The organism is Chlorobium sp. (assembly GCF_049593655.1).
Lineage (GTDB): Bacteria > Bacteroidota > Chlorobiia > Chlorobiales > Chlorobiaceae > Chlorobium.
Window position 1 is genome coordinate 12,850 of the sequence record NZ_JBAWHG010000015.1, and the last position, 26,533, is coordinate 39,382.

Below are 26,533 nucleotides of genomic sequence, written 5' to 3' on the forward strand. Positions count from 1 at the left end.
ATTAGATCAGGTAGTCAGCGCCGTTCCGGGATTGAGCGATGATGCGATTCTTGCCGGTATGAAGGCGAAAAGCATGGTCAGAAAAATGACGGCGAGGCCCACCATAAGATAGTCGAGTGGATCGATCATCAGCGGCACATACTTGATGAAATAACTCTTCTCGGGAAGGGTTATCAGATGAAATCGCTGTTCGAAAAGGGTCAGCGAGAGGGCGACTGCGGCTCCTGCGGCCACTCCTGCCAGCGAGATGAGGATGGACTGGCCTAAAAAAATCAGCCTGATTTTCCCGGGCTCGAGCCCCAGGGCGATCAGCATGCCGATTTCGCGCGTTTTTTCGATAACCAGCACCAGGAGCGTCGAGATGATATTGAATACCGCAACGACGGTAATGGTTATGATGAGCAAGGGCGAGATGTTTTTCTGGAGCTTGAGCCACTCGAAAAGGTTCGCATAGCGCTCGAACACCGTATAGGTGTAGAACGGAAATCCGAGTTGCCGGGCCAGCTCTCCCGAAATCGTGCCGATCTTCGACAGATCCCCCACCCGCACATCGTAACCGCTGATCATGTCGGGATGAAAGCGCTTCTGAACCTCGTCGAGCGAGGCGATAACCACCACATCGTCGAACCCGTCCTGCAGCCCGGTGTCGTAAATGCCGCTGATCCTTGCGGCTTCAAGATCGAGGGAGGCGAAAAGGTCCACGATATCCCGGTTTCCGCTGCTGATGCCATCTTTCACCTCACGGTCCAGTCCGGCAAGCAGAACTTTCTGGCCGCTTTTCACGCCGAGCTGTTCGGCAAGCGTTTTTCCGATATAGAGGGAGAGTATCCCGTTTTCCGTCGGCTGCCGACGTCCCTCACCGCCGATCAGATACTGTTTCAGGAACGCCTTGCGCTCAAGGGCGGTTATCCCCTTCAGCACGACGGGGCGTACCGCCGCCGACCCTTTTTTCTCTCCGGGACGGCTGCGGAGAATGAAGCTTTTTTCAAGAAAGGGCGAGGCCGAGACGACACCCGGAAAACCCGCGATGAGGCCCTGTTCGTATCGGCTTGCGGGAAAGTACTGTTCGTCTCCCTGACGCACCTGTATGTGCGAGGTAAAGCTGATCAGCTTGCCCTCGACGCTTCCGGCAAACCCCTTGACGATGGAAAGCGTCAGAATCAGAGCCGCCGTGCCTACGGCGATGCCGATGACCGATGCCAGCACGATAAACGCCGGCCTTGATCCGGTGCGCTCCCGGAAGGCGAAGCGCCGGGCTATATAGAGAACCGGTTTCATTTGCCTTCATCTCCGCTCTTGATTGCCGAAAATGCGCATACGTTGTTGCGGCCGGCGGATTTGGCATGATAGAGCGCCCGGTCGGCATTGTTGACCAGGGTATACCAGTCCTGTGCATCGTCAGGAAAGGTTGCAATGCCGATACTTACCGTCAGGCGTCCACCCGGCTGTTTTTTTTCATGCGCAACCGGTTCGGCGCTGATGATCATGCGCAGACGGTCGGAAATCTGCATGGAGGTGTCGATTCCCGTTCGGGGAAAAAGCACGGCAAACTCCTCCCCTCCGAACCTCGAGGGCATGTCGGATGTGCGGCAGGTGGTGCCGATAATGCCGGCAAGCTGCTCCAGCACCTGGTCTCCGGCCACATGTCCGTTCTCGTCGTTATAGTGCTTGAAGTGATCGATATCGATCATGGCTATCGATACCTTGTCGTCGAGCCGTTTCGAACGTTCGATTTCCATGATGAGATGTTCCTTGAAGTGCCGGTAGTTGTACAGATTCGTTTTCTCGTCGCGAATGTAGAGCTCGTCGAGTTTCTTGTTTTTCGCTTCGATATCCCGGCAGAAGTCCACCATGGTGTCGGTGATGCGGGAGATCTCCCAGGAGTGCGGCGTCAGGGCCAGGTCGTTGCGGATATCATCGGCCGTATCATGAATGCTTTCCGGAATGTTTTTGTTGATGAGGCTGACTTTGCCTGAAAGCCGCGAGAGCGGTATCAGCGTCATGGTATAGATTATGTAGAACCGTCGCCATGCGGCGATGACGAATCCCGCAACGAGAAGCGAAAGCGTCATGACAAATACGTTGCTGACCCATACACTGGCATCGAGTGCTCCCTGCAGCTCCTTGTCGGCCTTCCGGGTGCTGTTGTCGAGCGCGAGCAGGAAAACTTCACGGTTGGCCGCCGAAAAGTAGCCGCGATCGTTCCGCTTCCGGATCAGTACGCCCGGAATATCGGGTTTGCCCGCTATGGCGGCACTCTCCAGTACCTCATCGAGCATGAACTGCATGACCTTGATCGTCGCGTCGTCATCCCTGCTTGAAAGTTCGCGGTTTTTTTCGAAACCGGCCACTTTTCCCTTCAGTTCGACCAGGTTGCGGTAGAGCGCCTGCTTGTGCTGCATATCCTCGACAAGCATGTTCCGGTAGAGCATGAATCCCCCGATCACGAGCCCGAGGAGCAGGAGAAAGAGCGCTGCGCCGAGAGTGATGCGTTTCAGGTGAACCGGCTGATTCAGGGGTATCTCGCTGCTCATGCTTGTCATTTCAGGATTATGGTTCTCGGCAACTGACGCAGCGGCGCAAGATAGTTCCGCTCAAAGCCTTTCTGTCCCTCCCTGGAGAGCCAGGACCCGAGACCTGCGGCAAGAGGATTGCCGGGAATATAGATGTAATACACAAGGGTGGCAAGCGGGTACTGCCCGTCATAAATATGCTGTTCGGAAGGCATTACGGCTCCTGAGCCCTCTTTTTCGGATGCAACCGGAAGCATGCGGATCCGGCTCCGTGTCGTTTCGGAAAGGGAGAGGGTGTTCCAGGCCGAAAGATAGAGCAGGCCGACGGCCCTGGGGTCGACGGCTGTTTTTTCGACAAGCAGCGAGTCGGAATCGGTCTGCATGGCATGAAGCGCTGCGTCTCCCGTATCGAGCAGATGGCGCAGGGTTGCAAGCAGGCGGTAGTCGTTGCGTGCAGTCCATACAATGAACCCCGTCTTCGAGGGGTTCCTGCCGGAAAGCGCTGCTCCGAGCGCTCCGGTGGAGACCGAATCGAGCGGACTCAGGCGGCTGACAATGCAGATGAGCGCGTCACGGGCCACAGGCTCCTTCCGGCCGCCGAGCTTCGGACGCGCAAGCAGCGAGTCCTCTTCCGGCAGGAGCGAGCCGTTGACGAGCACGGCATCGGATTCCCTTTTAAGCAGTGTGAGGAGGGTTTTTCCCGTCAGCTCCGGCGTGACGGCTACGGACGCTTCCGGATAGTGCGCGGAAAATATTTCCGCCTGCGAAACCGCGGCTTCGGCAAGGGATGCGTCGACGGCAAGGCGAAGCGTTCCTTCCGTGGCCGACGTGCGCGCATCCCCGCCGGCGCCGCACCCCGACATCGACAGGACGAGCAGGGCCGCCGCCAGTGATGAGCGCATGAAAGCTGCGCCTGCGGACCGTTTACGGTCTCCGCTGTTCTTATTACCTGTAATCATAAAGCATATGATAGCAATACCCCGCGAGAATTGCAGATGAAAAAGCTTTTCCAAAAAAGAGAGATCCGGTTACGGAAAGGGAAAAAAGCCCGCAATGCTCTTGATAATTCCCTTGAAAAGTGTAATATATTCACTTTATTGAATATATATTCAGGTACTGAATGAATATTCATGGCCCGTATCCTGTTTTTTCTCTGTTAATTACTTTTAAATATCCTTAAAATAGAATATCATCGCAGGTTTCAGGCGGTATGTTCATCCAGCACGCAGATAAAGGTTATGACACATTCAAAGGCGCCCTCCGGGGCACTCCATTCGGTTGCGGTTATCGGGGCCTCCGGCTATTCTGGCGCAGAGCTTGTGCGCATCATTCTCCGCCACCCCGCCCTGCGCCTCGACTCGCTCTACGCTTTCTCGCAGGCCGGGAAGCGATTTTCGGATCTCTATCCTTCCGTCTCCTGCGACATGGAGCTCCTGCGCTATGCAGGCGAATGCGACGCCGATATCTGCTTTCTTGCCCTTCCTCACGGCGAAGCCCTGAAGCTTGTACCCGAACTGATCGGCAGGGGAAAGATGGTTATCGATCTTTCCGGCGATTTCAGGCTGAAAAATACGGATGAACATGAACGCTACTACCTGCAGCCGAAGACAGCAGGCTCCTCGATGACCTATGCCATGCCCGAACTGTTCAGGAACGAAATTGCGCAGGCAAAGGCCGTGAGCAATCCCGGCTGCTATGCGACAAGCATCATTCTCGGACTCGCTCCGTTCTTTCATGGCAATGATCGTCCCTTCAGGGTGAGTTCGGTCAACTGCACGGCGATCTCGGGCATTTCGGGGGCCGGACGCACCAGCAAGACCGAACTTTCGTTCTCGGAAATGAGCGAAAACATGCGAGCCTACAAGGTCGGGTGCCACCAGCACACGCCGGAAATCATGCAGGCGCTCGGCTCTTCGGTTTCCGAACCCGCGTTTGATTTCACCTTTACCCCGGTTATCGGGCCGTTTACCAGAGGGATCTATTCCGTGCTGAACGTTTCGCTCGATGGCGAAGCTTCCGGCAGCGCCATCGACGATCTTTACAGGAATTTTTATGCCGGCGCACCGTTTGTGAGATTGCGCGACACCATGACCGAAGTGCGCCATGTCGCCCTGACGAACTTCTGCGACATCCATATCGCCAGCGGGCCTGAAAACGGCCGGCTGGTGATTGTCAGCGCCATCGATAATCTGCTCAAGGGTGCGGCCGGTCAGGCCGTGCAGAACATGAACATCATGCTCGGCCTTGAAGAGACGCTCGGACTGTCCTGATTACCAGAAAAAAACATACCGTACTGCCGTGACGCCTAACCTGCACAAAGCACTCGATACCATAAGGGAACTTGCCGCTGCCACCCGGTGGCCCGAATCCGTAACTCCCCTGCTCCCCTCAGGCCTCGACGAGGCGGGATTCTGGCCCGACGGATTTCGTTCCGCCGGGGTTTCGGCCGCCATCAGATACGACAAGAGGGATCTCATGATCCTGCTTGCCGACAATCCGGCATCGGCAGCCGCTCTGTTCACGACCAATCTCTGCTCCGCCGCACCGGTCATGCACTCCAGAGCCAGTCTGCTGGAAAGCCGCGGCTGCATGAGGGCGATTATCTGCAACAGCGGCAACGCCAACGCGGCAACCGGCCCGGAAGGTCTCGCCGATGCCGCGGCTATGGCCGTGGCGACCGCCGCCCTGTTCGGCCTGAAACCCGAAGAGGTGCTGGTGGCTTCCACCGGAGTGATCGGCCAGCCCCTGCCGATGCCGAAAATTCTCGGAGCCATGCCGGAGCTTCCTGCGGCTCTTGCAAGGAACTCCAGCCTCGATGCCGCCGAAGCCATCATGACCACCGATACCTTTCCGAAGTTTTTTTCGCTCGACGTCCGCCTTTCCGGCGGCACGGCCAGGGTGAGCGGCATCGCCAAGGGTTCCGGCATGATCTGCCCGGATATGGCCACCATGCTGGCATTTCTCTGCACCGATGCAGCAATCGAACCGGCGCTCCTGCAGCGGATGCTCGAGAACGCCAACCGGAACAGCTTCAACGCCATAACCGTCGATGGCGATACCAGCACCAACGATATGGTGTCGATTCTTGCCGGAGGAAAAGGACCCTCCATCGCGGAAAAAAGTCGGGATGCTGAAATTTTCGCCGGGGCTCTCGAACTGCTCATGACCTTTCTTGCCAGGCTTATCGTCATTGACGGCGAAGGCGCCACGAAACTTGTTGAAATTCGCGTAGAGGGAGCCCTTTCGGACCGGGACGCCGCGATTGCGGCTAAAACCATAGCGAACTCGCCGCTCGTCAAGACCGCCCTGCATGGCCAGGACGCCAACTGGGGCAGGATCATCGCCGCCGCCGGCCGATCCGGGGCTTTTTTCAGGCAGGAGGATGTCGCGATTCTTTTTGACGGCCTCTCCATTCTCGAACCGGGCCTGAAGGCTGTTTTTTCCGAAGAGGATGCCGCGGAGATTCTGAAAAAACCCTCCTATACCATGACCGTGCGTCTCGGAAACGGTCCGGGAAAGGCCGCCGTCTGGACCTGCGACCTGAGCAAGGAGTACATCGAAATCAACGGCAGCTACCGAAGCTGATTTTTTTACCTGTTAACGCAACCGTCATCAAAAGCATGAATCCTCTGTGCAGCGAATTCGAATCCGCAAGAAAGGCTCCGGAAGCGGCTATCGGCCAGGTGCTCATCGAGGCACTGCCCTATATCCGCAAGTTCGAGGGCAAGACATTCGTCATCAAGTACGGCGGCTCCGCCATGAAAGATGAGGTGCTCAAGAACAGTTTTGCCCAGAACGTCACCCTTCTGAGAAAGGTAGGCATCAATGTCGTCCTGGTGCATGGCGGAGGAGACGCCATCACCCGTACCGCCAGGAAACTGGGGCTTGCATCGCAGTTTGTCCACGGCAAGCGCGTCACCGACAGGGAGATGATCGATGTCGTGCAGATGACCCTTGCCGGCAAGGTAAACCAGGATATCGTGCGTCTCCTGAGCGAACACGGCGGCAAGGCCGTAGGGGTTACCGGTCTCGATGCCGATACCATCCAGGCCCTTCCCGGCCCGAACGCCGAAACGCTGGGGCTGGTGGGCGACGTCGAGGCGATCAACACCGGCTATATCGATCTGCTCTGCCATGCCGGGCTCATTCCGGTTATTGCTCCCATCGGATACGATCACAACGGCAACATCTACAATATCAACGCCGATGATGCGGCAAGCAGCATCGCCATCGCGCTCAAGGCGGAAAAACTCATCTATGTCAGCGACGTCGAGGGAATACAGGTCGGGGAGCGGATACTGAAAACCATCTGCAAGTCGGAAGCCGCAGATTTTATCGAACAGGGCATCATTTCCGGCGGCATGATCCCGAAAGTGCTTTCGGCTTTCAAGACCCTCGACGGCGGCGTCGGAAAAATCCATCTGATCGACGGTAAATTCACGCACTCCCTGCTGCTTGAGATCTTTACCCATGAGGGGGTAGGAACCCAGTTCATCGCCGAACAGGATAACGATCAACCAGAAAACAGCTAATACAACCGTTATGGAACAGGCTAAGAAACACGCTAATGCCGGGAAACGTGATTTCCTCGGGTTTTCCCGGCTCGATATGGCCAAAGTCATCGAACTTTTCGACTACTCCCTTCATATCAAGCGGAAAAGGGAGGAATTCACGGCGAACAACACCTTCCAGCCACTTAAAAACAAGACGGTTGTCCTGATTTTCAGCAAACATTCGCTGAGGACAAGGGTTTCCTTCGAGCTCGGCATTCACGAACTCGGAGGTTATGCCATAATCCTCGAAGGAAAGGCGATCGGAGTAGGTTCCAGGGAGTCCGTAGAGGACGTTGGCCGGCTGCTTTCCCGCTACAACGACGCTATCGTAGCGCGGCTGCATGAGCACAGCATCATCGAGGGTCTTGCGGAGAACTCCTCCATTCCCGTCATCAATGCCCTGACCGACCTGTCGCACCCCTGTCAGGTGCTTGCCGACGTCTTTACCCTCTACGAAAGGGGTTTGTGGCACGAAGGGATCAAGGTTGTCTTTGTCGGAGACGGCAACAATGTCGCCAACTCGTGGATCGAGCTTGCCGGCATACTCCCCTTCCATTTCGTGCTGGCCTGCCCTGAAGGGTACACCCCCGACGCAGGGATCCTTGAAGCCGCGCGGGCAGCCGGCATCAGCCGTATCGAGGTCACCCACGATCCTGAAGCCGCCGCCCTGGATGCCGACGTGCTCTATACCGACGTCTGGACGAGCATGGGCCAGGAGGATGAGCATGAGAGCCGGCTGAAAATTTTCGCCCCGTTTCAGGTCAACAGCCGCCTGCTCTCTCTGGCCAAACCCTCCGCCGTGGTCATGCACTGCATGCCGGCTCACCGCGGCCAGGAAATTACCGCAGAGGTGATGGACGGACCGCAGTCGCTGATATTCGACGAAGCCGAAAACCGGCTCCATGTGCAGAAAGCCCTTCTGGTGAAGCTGCTCAATCACGAGGAGTACCGGAAATTCCATCTTACGCACCGTCTGCTCAATGCGGCCAAAAACATCAAGGCCTGAACCGGCGATGAACAAACAGGTACGGCAACTGAAAATCCGGGAGACGCTGCGCCTTCATGAGGTCGGCAACCAGCACGATCTTATCCGTCTGCTCGAGGAGGCCGGCATCAAGGTGGCGCAGGCGACACTGTCGCGGGACTGTACGGAAATCGGCGTTGTACGCTCCAGGGGCGCCGGCGGCTACCGGCTGGTTCTGCCCGAGGAAAATCCCGGCAACATCATCAAGGGGCTGGTCGGGGTCGAGGTGCTCTCCATCGAATCGAATGAAACCGTGGTCATCATCAAAACCCTTCCCGGAAGGGGGCATGGGGTGGCATCGTTTTTCGACCAGATGAAAAATTCTCCCATTCTCGGCACCGTTGCCGGTGACGACACCGTTCTGGTGATTCCCCGATCGGTATCGCAGATTTCCCAGGTGATATCCTATATTCAAGAAAATCTTTCCAAAAACTGATAATCAATCACGCAACGCATGAGTAAGGAAAAAATCGCACTTGCCTATTCCGGTGGTCTGGACACCTCCGTGATGATCAAATGGCTTAAAGACAAATACGACGCCGAAATCGTTGCCGTCACCGGCAACCTCGGCCAGCAGAAAGAGATCGAGAATCTCGAATCGAAAGCCCTCACGACCGGCGCTTCGGCGTTCAGGTTCGTCGATCTCCGCAAGACCTTCGTCGAGGAGTATATCTGGAGAGCGCTGAAAGCCGGCGCGCTTTATGAGGATGTCTATCCTCTGGCCACCGCTCTCGGCAGGCCGCTGCTCGCAAAGGCGCTTGTCGATGTGGCGCTTGAGGAGAACTGCACCATGCTTGCGCACGGCTGCACCGGAAAAGGCAACGACCAGGTACGCTTCGAGGTCACCTTCGCCTCTCTGGCTCCCCATCTGAAGATGCTCGCTCCCCTGCGCGAATGGGAGTTCACCTCGCGTGAAGCGGAAATCGCCTATGCCCTCGAACACAACATACCGGTATCGGCCACAAAGAAGAGCCCGTACTCGATCGACGAGAACATCTGGGGCATCAGCATCGAATGCGGCGTGCTTGAAGATCCCATGGTAACCCCTCCGGAGGATGCCTACCAGATCACCACCTCACCGGAAAATGCGCCCGATACCCCGGCATCAGTTGAGATCGAATTCGCCCAGGGTGTGCCGGTTGCGCTTGACGGCCAGCGCATGAGCGGGCTCGACATGATCCAGAAACTCAACGAAACCGGCGCAGCCAACGGTATCGGACGTCTCGACATGATCGAAAACAGGGTTGTAGGCATCAAGTCGAGGGAGATCTACGAAGCACCCGCGGCAACCATCCTGCACTTCGCGCACAGGGAACTCGAACGACTGACGCTTGAAAAAACCGTCTTCCAGTACAAGAAGAACATCAGCCAGGACTACGCCAACATCATCTACAACGGCACCTGGTTCTCCCCGATGCGCAAGGCGCTCGATGCGTTCGTTGATGAAACCCAGAAGCCGGTGACCGGCGTGGTGCGCCTGAAGCTCTACAAGGGCAGCCTTTCGCTGCTTGGCAGGAATTCGCCGAACTCGCTCTACAACGAGGAGCTGGCAACCTATACCGAAGCCGATACCTTCAACCACAAGGCGGCTGCAGGGTTCATTCACCTGTACGGCCTCGGCATGAAAACCTTCAGCCAGGTCAATCCGGGCCTCTGAGGCCGGAAAACCGCGTCTGCGCTCCCCTCAGGCAATTCGTCGGGGAGCGCACCTGACGGCTCTTTTTCCCATTCGAACGATCTTGCAAAAACACGACTTTTTCATGAGCAACAAGAAAGAACTTCTCTGGCAGAGCCGCTTCTCCCTGCCGTTCGACCGTGATGCCCTGCGTTTCTCCTCATCGGTGCATGTCGACAAGGCGCTCTTCAGGGAGGATATCCAGGGGTCCACCGCCCACGTCACCATGCTGGCCGAAGAGGGAATCATCACTCCGGAGGAGGCCCGACAGATCATAGCCGGACTCAGGGAGATCGAAACGGAACTTGAAACCGAAGCGCTCGTGCCTCACTGGGAGGATGAGGATATCCACACGGTGATCGAAAACCGGCTGAAAGAAAAAATCGGAGCTGCTGCAGGAAAGATTCACTCGGGAAGAAGCCGGAACGATCAGGTGGCAACCGATACCCGTCTTTACCTGCGCCGGCAGATCCGCACGCTTGACGCGGCGCTGCATGGACTGCAGAAAATCCTCGTTTCAAAGGCCGACGCCTGCAAGGAGACCATCATTTTCGGGTACACCCATCTGCAGCGAGCCCAGCCGATCTCCGCAGGGCACTACTATCTGGCCTATTTCAACATGTTCCGCCGCGACCGCGACCGGCTGGCCGATCTCTTCAGGCGGGTGAACATCTCCCCTCTCGGCGCAGCCGCGTTTGCCGGAAGCACGCTTCCGCTCAATACCGAAAGAAGCGCCGTACTGCTCGACTTCGACGGAGTTTTCTCCAACAGTATCGATGCCGTAAGCGACAGGGATATCGTGATCGAGTTCATTTCAGCCTGTTCGATGATCATGATGCACCTTTCGCGCTTTGCCGAAGACCTGATTCTCTGGAGCTCCTACGAGTTCGGCTACCTTGAAATCAGCGACGCCTTCGCTACCGGTTCATCGCTCATGCCGCAGAAAAAGAACGCCGACATCGCGGAACTGGTAAGGGGAAAAACCGGCAGGGTCTATGGCAGTCTGGTCTCCATGCTCACCATCATGAAAGGACTCCCCCTCTCCTACAACCGCGACATGCAGGAGGACAAACCGCCGCTTTTCGACAGCGCCGAAACGACCATCGAGTGTGTCTCGATTTTCGGAAAGCTGCTCGAGCACACAACCCTCAGGGAGGAGCGGCTTGCAAAACTGACCGCCGAGGACCTCAGCCTCGCCACGGAAATCGCCGAGTATCTGGTCCGCAAGCAGATGCCTTTCAGGGATGCCCACCGCGTTACCGGCAGGATCGTCTCACACAGCATCGCTTCAGGCAAAACCCTTCCGAACATAACGCTGGAAGAGTACAGAACCTTTTCCACGCTTTTCGAAAACGACATCTACCTTTCGCTCAAACCCGAAGCGAGCATCAGGGCCAAAAAGAGTCGCGGCAGCTGCTCCTTCAGTTCCGTGGAAGCGCAGCTTGAAGAGGCCAGAAAGCTGCTCTGAAGAGATCATGGGCAACACAAAACAGAAAAGGCTGCCGGGTGAGGGCAGCCTTTTCTGTTTTGTTGTGCGGACCGTTCAGTTCACCGACAGCGTTCTCTTCGGAGGAGCGCCGGCCTGTCTGGATTTTTTCAGTTCCACCAGCCGGGTTACGATTTCAGCGGAACGGTTCAGCATGAAATCACGGCTGCTGTCCCTGATGCTGTCGGGTTCGATCATCCATCGCTTTTCTATTCTCTTCAGCTCGTCATTTTCCGCCTTGTAGGCTGCCTCGCTGAGGGCGACAACCTTTCTTTTCCTGATACGGTTCAGAATGCCCAGATCGCGGAGATACTCCCGGCTCGTTTTGTTCTGAAGCGATGCCGCATGGTAATTCTGGCGCAGATGCAGGATATCGTCACGTGAAATATCGGAAACGGGACGGTAGAAGGTTCTTGATATCGTGCTCCATGGAAGACTGCTGGTATAGGTGTCCTCTCCGACCGAGGAGTTGTCGATCAGTGAGGGAATCGCAATGTCCGGCGAGACTCCCTTGTGCTGGGTGCTGCCTCCGGAAATCCGGTAAAATTTCGCAATCGTCAGCTTCAGCTGGCCGAGATCGGTCTGCCTGGAGAGAAAGCCGAAAGGCCGGCTCAGCTTGACCAGACTTTGCACCGTGCCTTTGCCGAAAGTCTGCTCGCCGACAATGACCCCCCGGCCGTAGTCCTGAACCGCGGCGGCGAAGATTTCCGATGCCGAAGCGCTGTACCGGTTGACCAGCACGGCCAGAGGGCCCTCATACATTGTCCGTTTGTCCTCGTCGCGCAGCACCATTTTTCCGCCCGAAGAGTTACTGATCTGCACCACCGGGCCAGCCGGAATAAACAGTCCGGTAACGTTTACGGCCTCTTCAAGCGAGCCTCCGCCGTTGTCGCGCAGATCGATGATCACGCCGTCGACACCAGCGCTGTTGAGATCCTGGAGGATACGGGCGACATCGCGTGTCGTACTGTTGAAGTTGTTGGCATTGAGCTTCTGTGCCTCGAAATCGAGATAGAAGGAAGGAATGGTGATGACGCCGATTTTACGTCCGTCCACGTCAATGAAGCTCTTGCGGGCCGCCTGCTCCTGGAGGTTCACCTTGTCGCGCACCAGCTGAATGACTTTTGCCGGTCCCCTGCCTCCCTGGCTTGCCGGATAGATTTTCAGGCGGATCAGGGTTCCCTTGCTGCCCCGGATAAGCTTGACGACATCATTGATCCTCCATCCCCTCACATCGACGATTTCACCGGCGGCGCCCTGGCCGACACCGATAATGCGGTCCGATTTTTTCAGAAGATTGCTTTTGAAGGCCGGCCCGCCGGGAATGATCTCATTGACCACCGTATATTCGCTCTCCATCTGCAGTTTCGCTCCGATTCCCTCCAGCGAGCGGCTGAGATCGATCTGGAAGTTCTCGAACTCGTCAGGCGAAAAATAACTGGTATGCGGATCGAAGGAGGTCGTTACCGCATACATGTAGGCCTGGAAGGCATCGTCGGATTTCTGCCGGCTGAGGAGCCTGAGCCGGTTTGCATAGGTTTTGGAAAGTTCCGTGCGAATGGACTTTCCGCTGCCTTCCGAGTACTTCATGCTCAGCCACTGGTATTTGAGCTCTTTTCTCCAGAGAGCCCGGAGCTGACGGAAGTCCGCCGGCCAGGGGTCGTTTTTGCGGTCGAGATCGAGAGATTCCGGTCTGGTGAAGTCGAAACGCACGGTATCGACGGTGGCTTTCATGAACCTCATTTTCTCTCTCGAGCGGCGCAGAAACTGGTTGTAAATGGCAAACCCCGCAGTCGAGCGGCCTTCGAGCAACTCGTTGTCGAGGCGGTTTCCGTAAGCTGTCCTCAGTGCGGCAACCTCTCCGGAAAGGAAATGGCTTTTCGAACCATCGAGATTATCGATATAACGGCGGAAAATCTGCTGGGAGAGCGAGTCGTTCACCGCAACCCTGCGGTAGTGGTTCTTCTGGAGATACTGCGTTACATATCTGCCGGCTGCCAGTTGCGTTTCCGTCGGCCTGAGTGGTACAACAGCTACGGCAGGCTTGAGGGGAAAGGGGTTTTTGCCGAAGGTCTGAGCTGAACAGCCTAAAGAAACGATGACGACAATCAGACCTTTTCTGATGATTGCCGGTGTATGATAATCCATGGTTTATCGGTATCTGCCGCTTGAGTGTTCTTGAATGAGTTCACAAATATATTATATTGGAGGACAGTCAACCCGCTGAAATCTCCTGATGCAGGGAAAGTAAAAATTCGCTCAGACAATAACAATTAAGCAAAACCTTTCTATGGAAAAGATATCCGTAAGCTATAAAGAGCTCGGACTTGTCAACAGCCGTGAACTTTTCGCCAAAGCCGTCAAGGGCGGTTATGCCATTCCGGCCTACAACTTCAACAACCTCGAGCAGCTCCAGGCTATTATCATGGCCTGCGCCGAAACCGCCTCTCCGGTTATTCTTCAGGTATCCAAGGGAGCCCGCAGCTACGCAAACGAAACCCTGCTCAAGCACCTGGCACGGGGCGCCGTGGAGTTCGCAGCGGAACTGGGAACGCCTGTCCCGGTTGTCCTTCACCTCGATCACGGCGACACGTTCGAACTCTGCAAGGATTGCATCGAATCCGGTTTTTCCTCTGTCATGATCGACGGATCGCATCTGCCCTATGAAGAGAACGTCGCCCTTACCAGAAAAGTTGTCGAATACGCCCACCAGTACGATGTGACCGTCGAAGGCGAACTCGGCGTGCTGGCCGGCATCGAAGACGAAGTTTCCGCTGCCCACCACACCTATACGCAGCCGGAAGAGGTGGAGGACTTCGTTGCAAAAACCGGTGTCGACAGCCTTGCCATCTCCATCGGCACCTCACACGGCGCATTCAAGTTCAAACCGGGTGAAGATCCTAAAATCCGTCTCGACATCCTCGCCGAAATCGAACAGCGCATACCGGGTTTCCCCATTGTCCTGCACGGAGCCTCCTCCGTCCCTCAGGAGCTCGTTCAGACCATCAACGAACACGGCGGCAAACTGAAGGATGCCATCGGCATCAGTGAAGACCAGCTTCGTCTGGCAGCCAAGTCGGCGGTCTGTAAAATCAATATCGATTCCGACGGACGTCTTGCCATGACGGCGGCAGTGCGGAAGGTGCTCGATGAAAAACCCGAAGAGTTCGATCCGCGCAAGTATCTCGGACCTGCAAGGGATTCCCTGAAAAAACTCTATATCCACAAGATCCTGAACGTACTGGGTTCCAACGGCAAAGCCTGATTCAGGTTCCGAAGCATTTAACGCAGAAGGCGCTCTTTTCCGGGAGCGCCTTTTTTTTGTGCTTCAGGAACGCAGCTTCCGGAAAAGCACCCTACCTGCCGGAGAGCAGGTCGAGAAACCTCCAGGCCGAATAGGCAAGGAGCCCGCTTCCGGTTTCCAGAGCCCGTTCTTCAGGGTTGAACGTAGGTGAATGCAGGGTGTTGCCCTTTTCCTGTTCAGGGGTGCCTGTCCCTATCTGCCAGAAGGTTCCGGGCCGTTCGAGGAGGTAGTAGGCGAAATCCTCTGCCGTCATGAGCGGCTCGCTCTGGAGCACGTTCCCGCTTCCGAGGTACTCGGTGCATGCCGCCACGGCCTGCAGGGTGACTTGAGGATCGTTGACAAGAGCCGGGTAACCGTTCCTGATTTCCAGTTCGGCCTGAACGCCGAAAGCTTCGGCGACATGCATGACCGTCTGGCGGAGCCTGTCCTTCAGGAGCGTGCGCAGTTCCTCGTTCATGGTTCTCATGGTGCCGGACATGCTCACTTTTCCCGGAATGACGTTTGGGGCATTGCCGCCGTGAATGGAGGCTATCGAAACAACCGCCGGTTCATGCGGGGGAGCCACCCGGCTGACGAGATGCTGAACCGCCGTAATGATATGGGCGGCAGCGAGCACGGGGTCCGCAGCCTTGTGGGGCGCGGAAGCGTGGCCTCCCTGCCCTGATATCGTGAAATAAAGCTCATCGGTGGCCGCCATGAAGCTGCCCTTGCAAAGCGCCACCTTTCCGGCTGGAACGTTCGGAAAGCAGTGCTGGCCAATAATGACCGCAGGGTTGAAGCGCCGGAAAAGGCCGGCTTCGATCAGGGGTTTTGCCCCTCCGGGCGTTTTTTCTTCGGCGGGCTGAAAAATCAGCAGGACATCCCCGTGAAGTTCATCTTTCATGCCGGAAAGAATCCTGGCCGCACCGAGCAGCATTGCCGTATGCATGTCGTGGCCGCAGGCATGCATTTTTCCGGGCTCGAGCGAGCAGAATGCGTGGCTGTTCTCCTCGGTTACCGGAAGCGCATCGATATCCGCCCGGAGAGCGACCAGATTGCCGCTGCCCCGCTTCCCTTCCCCCCTGAGAAGGGCTACGACGCCGGTTTCAAGAAAAGGAGGCTCCGGTTCGATGCCCAGCGAGCGCAGATACCCATCGATCAGCGCAGTGGTTTTCACCTCTTCATAGGAGAGCTCCGGATGAAGGTGTATCTCACGGCGCAGTGAAACCGTTTCCGGAAAAATCTCCGATGCCCGCTCCCGGATACGCCGTGCAAATCCGGAAGAATAGTCTGTATTCATAAACAAGTGATTGACAGCGTTCATGCTCTTCCCTCGACGTCGGGATGCATGAAGCCCGACCGGTGGTTTTTGTTCTCTGGAGTGAAGTTTCAAGGTACAAATATCGCAACGAAAGGAAAAACCGGAGGTCGCCGGAAACGGATTTGTCCCGGCCACGCAGTGCGGATCCCGCGAAGTGTTGGAGATTGTCGGAATTTTTTCATAAATTCGGATAATAGTGAACTTTTCCCCTGAAATTACCGATTATCCGATAACGGACTCCCGGTAAAAAGAAAACATGAACAGCTATGGAAACGGTTCTTTCGCTTGGCCGGAGAGTCAGGCTCCTTCGTGATCATTTCGGGCTTCGCCAGGATGAGTTCGGAGCGAGAGCAGGTATTTCAGGAAACAGGGTTTCGGAAATCGAAAACGACAAGGGAGGCACAACGGCGTCCGTACTGATGTCGCTGTGCAGGGAATTTCCCGTCAATCCGGAATGGGTGCTCTCCGGAAAGGGCATGATGCTCAAAGGCGACCCAGAAAGCGCCCTGCCGGCTGTCGATTTCAGTGTCCGGATCAATGTGCTTGAACGGCAGATGCGTCGGGTACTGGAAGCCGAAACGCATCGTGAGCCCGGCGAGGCCATCGCAAGAGTTCCTCTCTATATCGGCGCGGTGCCGGCCGGGACGCCTGATATGGCCGCCGGAGAGATCGAAGAGTACCTCGATATGCCCGCCTCATGGGTTCGGGGTAAAAAAAACATTTATGCGCTCAAGGTCAACGGCGACAGCATGATCGATATCGGGATCATGCATGGAGACACCCTGCTTGTCGAAGCGCGCGAAAAAGCCAAACACGGCCAGGTGGTCATCGCGAGCATCAACGGGGAGGTTACCGTCAAGACCCTCTCCATCAGCGGGGGTGGAGCGGTTTCGCTGATTCCGGAAAACCCCGCCTACCGGCCGATAGCCATAACACCCGATATGGATTTCCGCATTCTCGGCATCGTGCTTGCCGCCCTCCGGCATTACGGATAGCAACGGCTACATATCCATGTACCGGATGAATTCAAGCGCCTTTTCCCTCAGTTCGTCATATTCGGATGCGGAGAGGGGCGAGGCGTAGCGGATCGCATAGCCGTATTTCTCCATATTCTTGACCAGGCGGAACTGGTCGTGGGTCTGAACCCTGAAAGCGAGCACAACGCTCTCTTTTTCAGGATCGGCATAGTAGGAACCGAAACTCAGGAGCGTCGCGTCGTTTTTCTCAATGGTGGCAATGATCTCCGAAAGCTTCAGCCCGTGCGATGGAAGATCGAGCTCAAGGGTCGTGGCATCCTGACCGAGATGGAATACCATGGCGATTTTTTCGAGAACCCTGCTCTTTTCAACAACGCCGGCATATCGCCCATCTTCATCCGATACGGGAATGATCGAATCGGACGAGGCGCGGAACCGCTCGAAAAGGTTGAAGAGATGTTCGTTGTATGCGACGCTTTTGACGGGTGTTGAGGAGAGATCGCCGAGGCGCAGGCCCTCCTTTTTTTTCGACCCCGCCAGATCCTCCGGCCTGACGACGGCCACAACCCTGCCCTCATGCAGGATAGGAGCGCACTGAAGGCCTTTCTCCTGCATGAGGGCAAGAACCTCCCCTGCCGGCGAATCGTCGGCAAAAGAGGGATATGTTCTGTCAAGACAGTCTTCTATACACTCGTTCAGCAGCATGGTTCGATTTTATTGACCCGCCGTTCATGCCTTCCGCCTTCAAAATCCGCAGCAAACCAGTTTTCAAGACTTCTGGCTATGGTTTCCCTGTCGGTAAACCTTGCGGAGAAACAGATAATATTCGCATTATTATGCTGACGTGCAAGCGTGGCGAATTCCGGGCTGCAGGCCAGGGCGGCTCGTATGCCCTTCACCTTGTTGGCGGAAATCGAAACGCCGATACCTGTTCCGCATAAAAGAACCCCCTGCTGGACGGTTCCGGCCACAACGCTCAGGGCGACTTTTCTTGCGTAATCGGGATAATCGACCGATTCCTCACTGAACGGACCCATATCGACGGCATCATGGCCGTTTTCCCGGAGCCACTCGACGACATAGTTTTTCAGCTCGAAACCGGCATGATCGCTTCCTACGGCAATCTTCATAACTCTTCTGCTTTAAATTTATTGGAAATTTTCTTTCTGGCCGACTGATTCAAAAAAACACTCTGGCTGTTGATCTCCGTTTTTCCGTCGCTCACTTTCCTGTAGGAGCCCTCCGGGAGCATCTCCCATGACTTGACATTGTCGAGAAGCATCAGTTCGAGATCGGATTTGACCAGCTGGACGATCTTTCTGTCGGGCACGGGAAAGAGCGTTTCAACCCGGTGATCGAGATTTCTCGGCATGATATCGGCGCTTCCGAGATAGAGCTCGCCTGAGCCGCCATTGGAAAAATAGTAAGCCCGGCTGTGTTCGAGAAACCTTCCGATAATGCTGACAACCCGGATGTTCTCGCTGATGTCGGGAATGCCGGGTTTCAGGCAGCAGATGCCTCGCACAAGGAGGTCGATCTGCACGCCGTCCCTGGACGCCCGGTAAAGCGCCCTGATGGTCTTGTCGTCCACAAGGGCGTTCATTTTCATGATGATGCGCCCGCCACCCTTGCTCCGGTGCTGTTCCGCCTCCCTTTCGATCATGCCGATGATCCGCTTCCTGGTGTTGATCGGCGATACCAGCAGCTTTTTGTATCCGGTGTACTTCGAATATCCGGTCAGCGCGTTGAACAGTTCGGCCACCTCGCTTGCAAGTCGCTCGTTGACGGTAAAGAGGCTGTAGTCGGTATAGATTTTACCGGTTGCCGGATTGTAGTTGCCCGTACCCAGATGAAGGTAGCGTTTCAGCTTGTGATGTTCCCGCCGGACAATCAGGGTAAGCTTGGCATGGGTTTTCAGGCCGGGAAGGCCGTAGATCACATGAGCGCCGACCTCTTCAAGCGCCCTTGCCCATACGATATTGTTCTCCTCATCGAACCGGGCCTTCAGTTCCACCAGCACCGCCACCTGCTTGCCATGTTCGACGGCGGACATCAGCGCCTTGACAATAGGCGAATTGCTGCCTACACGGTAGAGCGTCTGCTTGATCGAGAGCACATCGGGATCGCTGGCCGCCTGCCGGATGAAATCCACGACCGGCTTGAACGAGTCGTAGGGGTGGTACAGGAGAATATCCTGCGCTTTCGCCGCTCTGAATATATCGCCCTGAAACTGTTCCTCGATCCGGTTTACCGGCACGAACGGCTCATCCTTCAGCTCCGGACGGTCTACCTTGAGCAGGTCGATCAGGCACCCGAGGCCCAGAACCCCTCCGATCTCATAGACGTTGCGCTCCGTTACGTCGAGATTGTTCATGAGCAGCTTTCTGACCGAGTCCGGCATTTCAGGACCGATGTCAAGACGCACGACCTTTCCGTAGCGGCGGGAACGGATCCCCTGCTCTATGGTTTCCAGCAGATCGCCGGCCTCATCCTCTTCTATCTCGATATCGGCATTGCGTATCACCCTGAACAGATGCGACTTGATGATCTGCATTTCAGGAAAAAGCTGACCGAGATTGTTGGCGATAAGATCCTCGAGCCAGATGAAACGGGTAATCCCGTCATCGAAAACGATATTTTCGATACTCCCCAGATTGAGCATGCGCGGCAGGATGCTCGGCACCTTGACCCTGGCGAATTTATGCGTACGGGTCTCCCTGTCCTCAAGCTCGATGGCGAGATTGAGCGAAAGATTCGACAGAAAGGGAAAGGGATGGCCGGTATCGAACGCCAGAGGCGTAAGCACGGGAAATATCTCCTGACGGAAATAAAGACGGAGCAGCTCCTGGTGTTCGGGGCTCATATCGGTAAACCGGACAAACTCCACGCTCTTTTCTTTCAGCGCCGGCAGAATATCGTTATAGAAGCAGTCGTTCCTCTGGCGAAGCTGCAGCAGAATCCTCGATCGGATTCGTTCAAGCTGTTCGCCCGGCGTCAGACCGTCGATGGTGCGCTCCTGAATGCCGGCGTCGAGCTGATCTTCGATACCGGCAACGCGAATCATGAAATACTCGTCGAGATTGGAGCTGAATATCGAGATGAACTTGGCGCGTTCGAGCAGCGGATGCCCGTCCGGGGCCAACGCCTCTTCAAGCACTCTCTGGTTGAATTCGAGCCAGCTCAGCTCCCTGTTGATGTAATATGCCGGATCACGGAGATCCGGAAGAATCTCGGCCGACTCGGTATCGATATGCTGTGGTTCCATACTGGTACAAAAAAAATTAGGTGAATCGCATGACGCCGCCCTCATGCACCGTGTAATCAAGCCGTTCATCCCACACATCACGGGGAAGCAGCGGCACGATCTGGAGGCGGAACGCCAGTCCGACACGACAGGGAAAATGCCCGTCCGCCGCGAGTTCCGAAAGAAAACGGTCGAAATACCCCCTGCCGTAACCCATCCGGTTCCCCTCTTCATCAGCCCCGACGAGGGGGATGATCACGGCATCGATCCCGGAAGGATCGACGGGACGGAACAGCGCGGGCTCCGGCTGACCGAACATGCCTTTCCCGAGCTTTTCTCCGGGCAGATAGGTGCAGGCAGCAAGCCTGTCATCACGGATAACCGGCACGGAAACTTTCCGGCCGGAGCCGCACAGGCGGCTGATGATCTCTCCGGTGAAGACTTCGCGGGTTTCGGCAATGGAAAGATACGCAAGGACATGTTGCGCCCCGGCAACTTCCGGTATCCCGGAGATCCTCGCCGCAATCGCCGCACTTTTTTCGAGCCACTCCTCCTGGCGCAGACTTCTCCTGAGGGCAAGAAGCTTTTTCCTTACCGCCGGTTTCGATTCCGAAGGGGTGCTCATGACTCGCAAATCCGCCGTTGATGACCGTAAATTTCTCCCTGATCAGCAAGATAAAAAACTTGTCCGTCTTTCGGCACCAGTCTTTCCTCAGGCCGGCAAGTTGTAGTTCACCCCGAATGATTTTACATTACTGCAATAAACCCTTTTGAACAAACAAGCCTTTCTCCGATATGACGCCCCTTATCGATGTTTCATCCATCGCTCCCGGAACAATCTACTGCATCGCAAAAAACTATCGCGATCATGCACGCGAAATGCAGCTCTGGGAAGAACCGCGCGAGGGAAACTCCCCGGAAGAGCGGGAACCGGTTGTTTTTCTCAAACCTCCATCCGCACTTGAAACCGGAGGGATAACCATGATTCCCGTGTTCGAGGGCCGTCCTCTTTCGGAAAACCTGCACTATGAAGCGGAGATCGTGCTGCTCATGGGCGCGGACTGCGACGAATGCACCGAAGAGGAGGCGATGAAAGCCGTCAAGGGTTACGGCGTAGGTCTCGACATGACCCTCCGGGATGTTCAGCTCGAAGCGAAAAAACAGGGCAATCCCTGGCTGAAAAGCAAGGGGTTCAGAAAAAGCGCCCTTGTATCCGATTTCGTTCAGCGCAGCGAAGCCGGAAGCTGGCGCGACCTTGAACTGTTCCTGGACTGCAACGGCAAAAGGGTTCAGCACGGCTCGTTCGATGAAACTGTTTTTTCACCTCCGTTTCTCGTACACTATCTTTCGTCCGTTTACGGACTGCGCAGGGGTGACCTGATCTTTACGGGAACCCCGGCCGGAGTCGGGCGGGTTGTAGCGGGCGATGTGCTCGAAGCGAAGCTTTGCAAGCGAAGCAGTCTCGAAAACGAGTCCTATGAACTTGCCGCACTCCGGGTTTCGGTTCTTCAGGATTTTCCGGAAAAATGAATCGCACATAACGGCTCCGCCAATTTTTCATCAATCATTCTTTTACCATGAGCATTATTTTTCAAGGAGCCCGTCTCCTGAGTCCTGCAGATAATCTCGATACAGCCGCATCGCTGAAGGTTTCCGGTTCCGGCGTCATCGAAACCCTTGCCTTCGGTAACGAAACCATTGCGCAAAACGCCGACGACCGGGTCGTCGACCTTGGAGGAAAAGTGCTTGTGCCCGGCCTCTTCGACATGCACTGCCACTTCCGTGACCCTGGTCAGGAGTACAAGGAAACGCTTGCAACAGGCTCTGCGGCAGCTGTAGCCGGAGGTTTTACCGGCGTGGCGCTCATGCCCAACACCCGCCCGGTCATCGACAGCCCTCTCGGAGTGGCCTATATCCGCCATCATGCCGCCGAGCTGCCGATAGACCTTGAAGTTCTCGGCGCGATGACCCTCGAAAGCCGGGGCGAAACCCTCGCCCCTTTCGGCAAATTCCGCTCATACGGAGTGAGGGCCGTTTCGGACGACGGCACCGCCATCCAGAACACACAGATCATGCGCCTTGCCTTTGAATATGCCTCGAATTTCGACCTGCTGGTCATCCAGCACTGCGAAGACAGGACGCTGACGCAGGGCGGCATCATGAACGAAGGTCGCTTTTCCACCATGCTTGGCCTTAAAGGCATTCCCGACGCCGCCGAAGCCATAACGCTTGCCCGTGACCTTGAGCTCATGCGCTATCTGCAGGAACACAAACTGCATGATCCGCTCAACCCTTCCCGATACCATGTCGCGCACATCAGCACCAGAGCCGCCCTCGACCTTGTCCGGCAGGCAAAGGCGGAAGGGCTGCAGGTTACCTGCGAAGTAACCCCCCACCACTTCACGCTGACCGATGAAGACCTCTTCAGGGCGGAGGCCAAGGGTAACTTCATCATGAAGCCGCCGCTCTGTTCCGCGAAAAACCGCCAGGCCCTGCTTGACGCCATCGCCGACGGAACCATCGACGCCATCGCTACCGATCATGCGCCCCATGCCGCCCACGAAAAAGAGTGCCCTCCCGATCAGGCCGCATTCGGCATAACCGGACTGGAGACCTCCGTAGGTCTGACCATGACGGAGCTTGTATGGAAAGGCGTGATCACGCTTGCAAGAGCCGTCGAGATGCTCTCCGTCAACCCGAGAAAGATCATGCATCTCGATCCAATCCGGTTCCGCGAGGGAGAAATCGCGAACTTTACCGTTATCGATCCCGATCTGGAGTGGACGGTTACAAAGGAAAATCTGCACTCCAGATCCCTGAATACCCCCTTTATCGGACGCCGTCTCAAAGGGAAGGCCGCCGGCATCTGCCACAGGGGAAAATTCATCGAAAACCAGCTGTAGCGCAAATGGGCGGGGGCGGTTTGGAGCTTGTATAGAGGTAATTTTTTTATTACCTTCAAGTTCTTTTAAGCGAAAGTATAATTACGTTACGAAACAACCACAAGAACCAGCGTATCAGTCATGGCAAAGAAACAAACGTTCGGCGATAAAGGAAAGAAAACCGGCGGCAGCGACTTCAAGGTAGCCAAACTCGTGCTTTCCGTCCCGTCGGGAAAAAGCAAGGCATGGAAATTCGTTGAAAAAAACGTCCGCATTCCCAACGGCGAAAATGAACAGGCTATTCTTGCAAAAGCCGTCAGCGATGCGGTAAAATAAGCTGTTTTCCTCTTGCGCGGGGCATCCGGGCGTTACCCCGCGCATCCTCTTTTCATCATACGATCTCCCTCATTCATGCCAGAAAGCGGTAACTCTTCCGGTCACGATGCCCGCCCGTCCTGGTTTGCGGAATGGTTCAATCATCCGCTCTACCTCAGGGTCTACAGTCATCGCGATACAGGGGAGGCAGCCCGCTGCATCCGAACCATCATCAATCGCACACAGCCCGCAAACCGGCAGCCATCTTCGGTCAGCGTGCTGGATATCGCCTGCGGCGCAGGCCGCCATGCGCTTGAACTCGCCCGGCTCGGCTACTGCGTGACCGGCAACGATCTCTCTCCCTTTCTGCTCGATACCGCACGCAGGGAGGCCCTTGCCTGCAGCATCGAACTTGTACTGAGCTGCTGCGACATGCGTATGTTTCCCGAAAAGGATCGTTTCGACCTGGTTGTGCAGCTCTTTACCAGTTTCGGATATTTCGAATCGGAAGAGGACGACCGCAGGGTGCTTGCAAATGCTTTCCGGGCACTCAACAGCGGCGGATGGTATGTGCTCGATCTCATCAATCCTCAGCATCTGAAGCGGAATCTCGTTCCGGTTTCCCGGCGCACCATCGAAAATCTGACGGTCGTCGAGAGACGCACCCTGGAGGGAAACCGGATAACCAAAACGATAGCAATCACTCCGGACACGGGGGAGCCGCTGCTGTTCACCGAATCCGTTCGTCTTTTCAGCAGGGAAACCATATCGGCGATGCTTGCCGAGGCCGGGTTCAGTCTGGAATCGATTGCCGGCGACTACAGCGGCAGCGACTTCGATGAGGAACACTCTCCGAGAATGATGCTTTTCGCCCTGAAACCCTGATTTTTACGGCGATCCGCCCGCAGTGCACCAGCGGCTCGGGATGCGCCTTCAGGCAGAGGAACGTGATGCTGTCTGCCGAACAGGGCCGGACGGGAGCGGAGTTGTCTAATGCAGCATATCCCTGTCGCGATACCACTCGAATGCGCTTCTGATGCTGTTTGCATGAGGCTCGCGCCTCATGCCGAGTTCGCGAACGGCCTTCGACGAATCGTAATAGAGGTTTTCCGAAGCCACCCTGAACATGGAGAGGTTGAAAAGCTTGGATATGCCGTTGCGGCCTTTGTGCATATCCAGAAGCGATTTCAGTATTCTGGCCATCCAGAACGGCAGGGGAAGATACACTTTCGGTGCTCCGGTAACGGCTGAAATCGTCGCGACAAGCTCCCTGTAGGACACATTGTCGCCGCCGATGATATACCGCTCCCCGGTTCTTCCCTTCTCCATCGCCGCAACAATCGTTTCCGCTACGATTTCCACATCGATCACGCAGACGCCGCCAACCGGAAAAAACGGTATCTTACGGTTGTACACATCCTTGATCAGCCGTCCTGCATTGAAATTGATGTCTCCGGCACCGAAGACAAAGGCGGGATTGACGATGACGCAGTCCAGGCCTTTTTTCACCGCTTCGGCCACAAGCTGCTCCGCCTTCTGTTTTGTCCGGGCATATTCAAGATTGAGGCTGTCGAAGTTCCACCTCGAATTTTCATCGAGAGGCTTTTTCCCGCTGCACATGCCTACTGCCGTAATCGAACTGACATGCACAACCCTCTGCACACCCGCTCCCATCGATGCATCGAGGATATTCCTGGTACCCTCCACATTGACGGCCTGCAGCAGCGGATTGCGCTTGTCGCCCATGTAGGTGAGCCCGGCGGAATGATAGACCTGCCAGGTGTCCTTGAGCGCACTGTCCAGAGAGTTCCGGTTGGTAACATCTCCATAGACAAGGGTTATCCTGTCGAGCACTCCCTCCAGGGAGGTCAGATCGGAGCTTTTGCGGACAAGAACATGAATGTCGTCGGCCGTCGAGGCCAGTTTGTGGACAAGACGCGATCCGATAAAACCCGTACCGCCAGTCACCAGAATTTTTTTCTTCACCAATACTGTACTTCAATCATTGAAAGAACGGCACAGGCCTGCCGAGAGAACACTTATTCTGTCGGAGCCTGCTCCTCTACTGCTATGACGCCGGAAAGAATTTTCCGGCGGATATCCTCGACACGATCGTGAACCCCTGCGCCGAAAAGCGCCGAGTTGCGGTCGTTGTAAACATAATCGGTATAACGGTCGCCGATTCCGAAAACCCTCACGGCTCCGCCTCTGAAGGTGCCGGCGAGCACATCTTCAACGCATTTGAGGACGGCCCGGTCGATGGTCTTGACCATACTGGTCAGAACAAACCCCGGAGCGTCAGGCTCCTGGTCGCGATCGGTGCAGATAACCAGTTTTTTTGCGGTGCGGGCAGCCTCGATCACCCCCATGCCGCTTGCGCCGGCAGCCTCATAGATGATATCGGCGCCACGGGCGTACTGACCGAGAGCGAGCTCCTTGCCCTTGGCCGGATTGGCGAAAGCGCTTCCGGTCATGCCGATATAGGCGGGAATGACCGTCGCCTCGGGATTGACATACTTCACCCCTTCGGTAAAGCCGGTCTCGAACTTTCTGATGATGCCGGATTCCATGCCTCCGATAAAGCCCACGGTATTGGTTTTGGTAACCAGACCCGCAACCGCCCCGGCAAGAAACGAACCTCTTTTTTCTTCAAAAACAACACCTGAAAGATTTTCGGGAAGCGGCGTCCCCTTTTTCGGGATATAGTCGATACAGACAAATTTCTTGTCGGGAAAATCCCTGGCGATAGCGGTAATGTCATCACTGAAAAGGAGTCCTACGCCGATGACCAGATCGACATCGGGATCGGCCGCCATCTGCCTGAGAGCCGCTTCCCTGTCGGCTCCTTCGCCTGAGGGTTCTGAATGGATAAAGCTGATGCCGTGCTTCTCTTTTGCAAGCTCAAGGCCGTGATAAGCCGAATCGTTGAAGGAGCGGTCACCGAGACCGCCGACATCGAAAACAAGGCCAACCCTCAGGTTGCCCGCTTCCGGTCTGGAGGATGATTTCTCGGGTGTCGAAGAACCCGAACAGGCGCCGAGAAAAAAAACGGATGCCAGAAAAAAACGGAAAAGACGGTTCATGATTGCAACAGGAAAAGGCTGGATTGCAGATAATGATGTCGGGTATCAAGATTTTTCACGAATTCCAAGTTAGAAAAAACCGGCTCCATTTAAAAATGGAGCTGCAAGAAATTTGCCGGCACGATGGATGCGCATCCGGGATATCGTCTGCCGGAGTTGGCGGTATATCGCAAACTT

The 26,533-nt window shown here is 55.8% G+C and carries 24 protein-coding genes; 13 read left to right on the forward strand and 11 right to left on the reverse strand.

Annotated elements, in window-relative coordinates:
• Nucleotides 1-6: 6 nt before the first annotated feature.
• The 3 genes from WBP50_RS02300 to WBP50_RS02310 are packed head-to-tail and all read right to left on the reverse strand — an operon-like array spanning nt 7 to nt 3,472.
• On the reverse strand, nt 7-1,278 hold the full coding sequence (locus tag WBP50_RS02300; RefSeq protein ID WP_423931450.1) for an ABC transporter permease: 1,272 nt from the start codon (nt 1,276-1,278) through the stop codon (nt 7-9).
• Nucleotides 1,275-2,534 carry a GGDEF domain-containing protein gene (locus WBP50_RS02305; protein ID WP_423931451.1) on the reverse strand — a complete coding sequence of 420 codons (1,260 nt, stop codon included), beginning with the start codon at nt 2,532-2,534 and terminating at the stop codon, nt 1,275-1,277. Before WBP50_RS02305 ends, WBP50_RS02300 begins: the two co-directional genes overlap by 4 nt.
• Nucleotides 2,535-2,539: 5 nt before the next feature.
• Complete coding sequence (locus WBP50_RS02310) at nt 2,540-3,472, reverse strand: substrate-binding domain-containing protein (RefSeq protein ID WP_423931452.1); 933 nt, start codon at nt 3,470-3,472, stop codon at nt 2,540-2,542.
• A 279-nt stretch (nt 3,473-3,751) separates the two neighbouring features.
• On the opposite strand from WBP50_RS02310, the gene argC reads away from it, so the two are divergent.
• The 7 genes from argC to argH all read left to right on the forward strand — a co-directional run bounded on the left by argC (nt 3,752) and on the right by argH (nt 11,233).
• Nucleotides 3,752-4,783: an N-acetyl-gamma-glutamyl-phosphate reductase gene (gene argC / locus WBP50_RS02315; protein WP_423931453.1), complete on the forward strand. Its 1,032-nt coding sequence runs from the start codon at nt 3,752-3,754 to the stop codon at nt 4,781-4,783.
• 28 nt (nt 4,784-4,811) lie between these two features.
• Entirely contained in the window at nt 4,812-6,098 is a 1,287-nt protein-coding gene (gene argJ / locus WBP50_RS02320; protein WP_423931498.1) for a bifunctional glutamate N-acetyltransferase/amino-acid acetyltransferase ArgJ, read from the forward strand.
• 35 nt (nt 6,099-6,133) lie between these two features.
• Nucleotides 6,134-7,045 carry an acetylglutamate kinase gene (gene argB, locus WBP50_RS02325; RefSeq protein WP_423931454.1) on the forward strand — a complete coding sequence of 304 codons (912 nt, stop codon included), beginning with the start codon at nt 6,134-6,136 and terminating at the stop codon, nt 7,043-7,045.
• Nucleotides 7,046-7,055: 10 nt separating this feature from the next.
• The gene (gene argF / locus WBP50_RS02330; RefSeq protein WP_423931455.1) at nt 7,056-8,072 is read left to right on the forward strand and encodes an ornithine carbamoyltransferase; all 1,017 of its coding nucleotides are present in this window, start codon (nt 7,056-7,058) and stop codon (nt 8,070-8,072) included.
• A gap of 7 nt (nt 8,073-8,079) precedes the next feature.
• Entirely contained in the window at nt 8,080-8,526 is a 447-nt protein-coding gene (locus WBP50_RS02335; protein ID WP_423931456.1) for an arginine repressor, read from the forward strand.
• An 18-nt stretch (nt 8,527-8,544) separates the two neighbouring features.
• Nucleotides 8,545-9,747 (forward strand): argininosuccinate synthase, encoded by a 1,203-nt coding sequence (locus tag WBP50_RS02340; protein WP_423931457.1) that lies wholly within the window; start codon nt 8,545-8,547, stop codon nt 9,745-9,747.
• Between the two features lie 103 nt (nt 9,748-9,850).
• Nucleotides 9,851-11,233: an argininosuccinate lyase gene (gene argH, locus WBP50_RS02345; RefSeq protein WP_423931458.1), complete on the forward strand. Its 1,383-nt coding sequence runs from the start codon at nt 9,851-9,853 to the stop codon at nt 11,231-11,233.
• Between the two features lie 75 nt (nt 11,234-11,308).
• Here the strand turns inward: argH and WBP50_RS02350 are convergent, their stop codons facing one another.
• Complete coding sequence (locus WBP50_RS02350; RefSeq protein WP_423931459.1) at nt 11,309-13,399, reverse strand: carboxy terminal-processing peptidase; 2,091 nt, start codon at nt 13,397-13,399, stop codon at nt 11,309-11,311.
• A 142-nt stretch (nt 13,400-13,541) separates the two neighbouring features.
• Between WBP50_RS02350 and WBP50_RS02355 the strand changes: the two genes are divergently transcribed.
• Complete coding sequence (locus WBP50_RS02355; RefSeq protein WP_423931460.1) at nt 13,542-14,516, forward strand: class II fructose-bisphosphate aldolase; 975 nt, start codon at nt 13,542-13,544, stop codon at nt 14,514-14,516.
• Nucleotides 14,517-14,607: 91 nt separating this feature from the next.
• Here the strand turns inward: WBP50_RS02355 and WBP50_RS02360 are convergent, their stop codons facing one another.
• Nucleotides 14,608-15,834 carry a M20 metallopeptidase family protein gene (locus WBP50_RS02360; protein ID WP_423931461.1) on the reverse strand — a complete coding sequence of 409 codons (1,227 nt, stop codon included), beginning with the start codon at nt 15,832-15,834 and terminating at the stop codon, nt 14,608-14,610.
• 287 nt (nt 15,835-16,121) lie between these two features.
• On the opposite strand from WBP50_RS02360, the gene WBP50_RS02365 reads away from it, so the two are divergent.
• Nucleotides 16,122-16,850, forward strand: a complete 729-nt coding sequence (locus WBP50_RS02365; RefSeq protein ID WP_423931462.1) for a helix-turn-helix domain-containing protein — start codon at nt 16,122-16,124, stop codon at nt 16,848-16,850.
• Between the two features lie 6 nt (nt 16,851-16,856).
• Here the strand turns inward: WBP50_RS02365 and WBP50_RS02370 are convergent, their stop codons facing one another.
• Genes WBP50_RS02370 through WBP50_RS02385 form a run of 4 tightly spaced genes read right to left on the reverse strand, consistent with a single transcriptional unit; the run spans nt 16,857 to nt 20,701 of the window.
• Complete coding sequence (locus WBP50_RS02370) at nt 16,857-17,537, reverse strand: CBS domain-containing protein (protein WP_423931463.1); 681 nt, start codon at nt 17,535-17,537, stop codon at nt 16,857-16,859.
• Nucleotides 17,528-17,962, reverse strand: coding sequence for a ribose 5-phosphate isomerase B (gene rpiB, locus WBP50_RS02375; protein ID WP_423931464.1), 435 nt, complete (start codon nt 17,960-17,962; stop codon nt 17,528-17,530). The genes WBP50_RS02370 and rpiB overlap by 10 nt, the downstream gene beginning before the upstream one ends.
• Nucleotides 17,959-20,097: a polyphosphate kinase 1 gene (gene ppk1 / locus WBP50_RS02380; protein WP_423931465.1), complete on the reverse strand. Its 2,139-nt coding sequence runs from the start codon at nt 20,095-20,097 to the stop codon at nt 17,959-17,961. Before ppk1 ends, rpiB begins: the two co-directional genes overlap by 4 nt.
• 16 nt (nt 20,098-20,113) lie before the next feature.
• The gene (locus WBP50_RS02385; protein WP_423931466.1) at nt 20,114-20,701 is read right to left on the reverse strand and encodes a 5-formyltetrahydrofolate cyclo-ligase; all 588 of its coding nucleotides are present in this window, start codon (nt 20,699-20,701) and stop codon (nt 20,114-20,116) included.
• Nucleotides 20,702-20,871: 170 nt separating this feature from the next.
• Between WBP50_RS02385 and WBP50_RS02390 the strand changes: the two genes are divergently transcribed.
• The 4 genes from WBP50_RS02390 (at nt 20,872) to WBP50_RS02405 (ending at nt 24,158) form a co-directional block, all read left to right on the forward strand.
• The gene (locus WBP50_RS02390) at nt 20,872-21,606 is read left to right on the forward strand and encodes a fumarylacetoacetate hydrolase family protein (protein ID WP_423931467.1); all 735 of its coding nucleotides are present in this window, start codon (nt 20,872-20,874) and stop codon (nt 21,604-21,606) included.
• Nucleotides 21,607-21,653: 47 nt separating this feature from the next.
• Nucleotides 21,654-22,979 (forward strand): dihydroorotase, encoded by a 1,326-nt coding sequence (locus WBP50_RS02395; RefSeq protein ID WP_423931468.1) that lies wholly within the window; start codon nt 21,654-21,656, stop codon nt 22,977-22,979.
• Nucleotides 22,980-23,099: 120 nt separating this feature from the next.
• On the forward strand, nt 23,100-23,294 hold the full coding sequence (locus WBP50_RS02400) for a hypothetical protein (RefSeq protein ID WP_423931469.1): 195 nt from the start codon (nt 23,100-23,102) through the stop codon (nt 23,292-23,294).
• 75 nt (nt 23,295-23,369) lie between these two features.
• Nucleotides 23,370-24,158, forward strand: coding sequence for a class I SAM-dependent methyltransferase (locus WBP50_RS02405; protein WP_423931470.1), 789 nt, complete (start codon nt 23,370-23,372; stop codon nt 24,156-24,158).
• 105 nt (nt 24,159-24,263) lie between these two features.
• Here WBP50_RS02405 and WBP50_RS02410 read toward each other — a convergent pair whose 3' ends face one another.
• Both WBP50_RS02410 and WBP50_RS02415 read right to left on the reverse strand, forming a co-directional pair.
• Nucleotides 24,264-25,259: an SDR family oxidoreductase gene (locus tag WBP50_RS02410; protein WP_423931471.1), complete on the reverse strand. Its 996-nt coding sequence runs from the start codon at nt 25,257-25,259 to the stop codon at nt 24,264-24,266.
• Between the two features lie 53 nt (nt 25,260-25,312).
• Nucleotides 25,313-26,356, reverse strand: a complete 1,044-nt coding sequence (locus WBP50_RS02415; protein WP_423931472.1) for a BMP family lipoprotein — start codon at nt 26,354-26,356, stop codon at nt 25,313-25,315.
• Between the last annotated feature and the right edge of the window lie 177 nt (nt 26,357-26,533).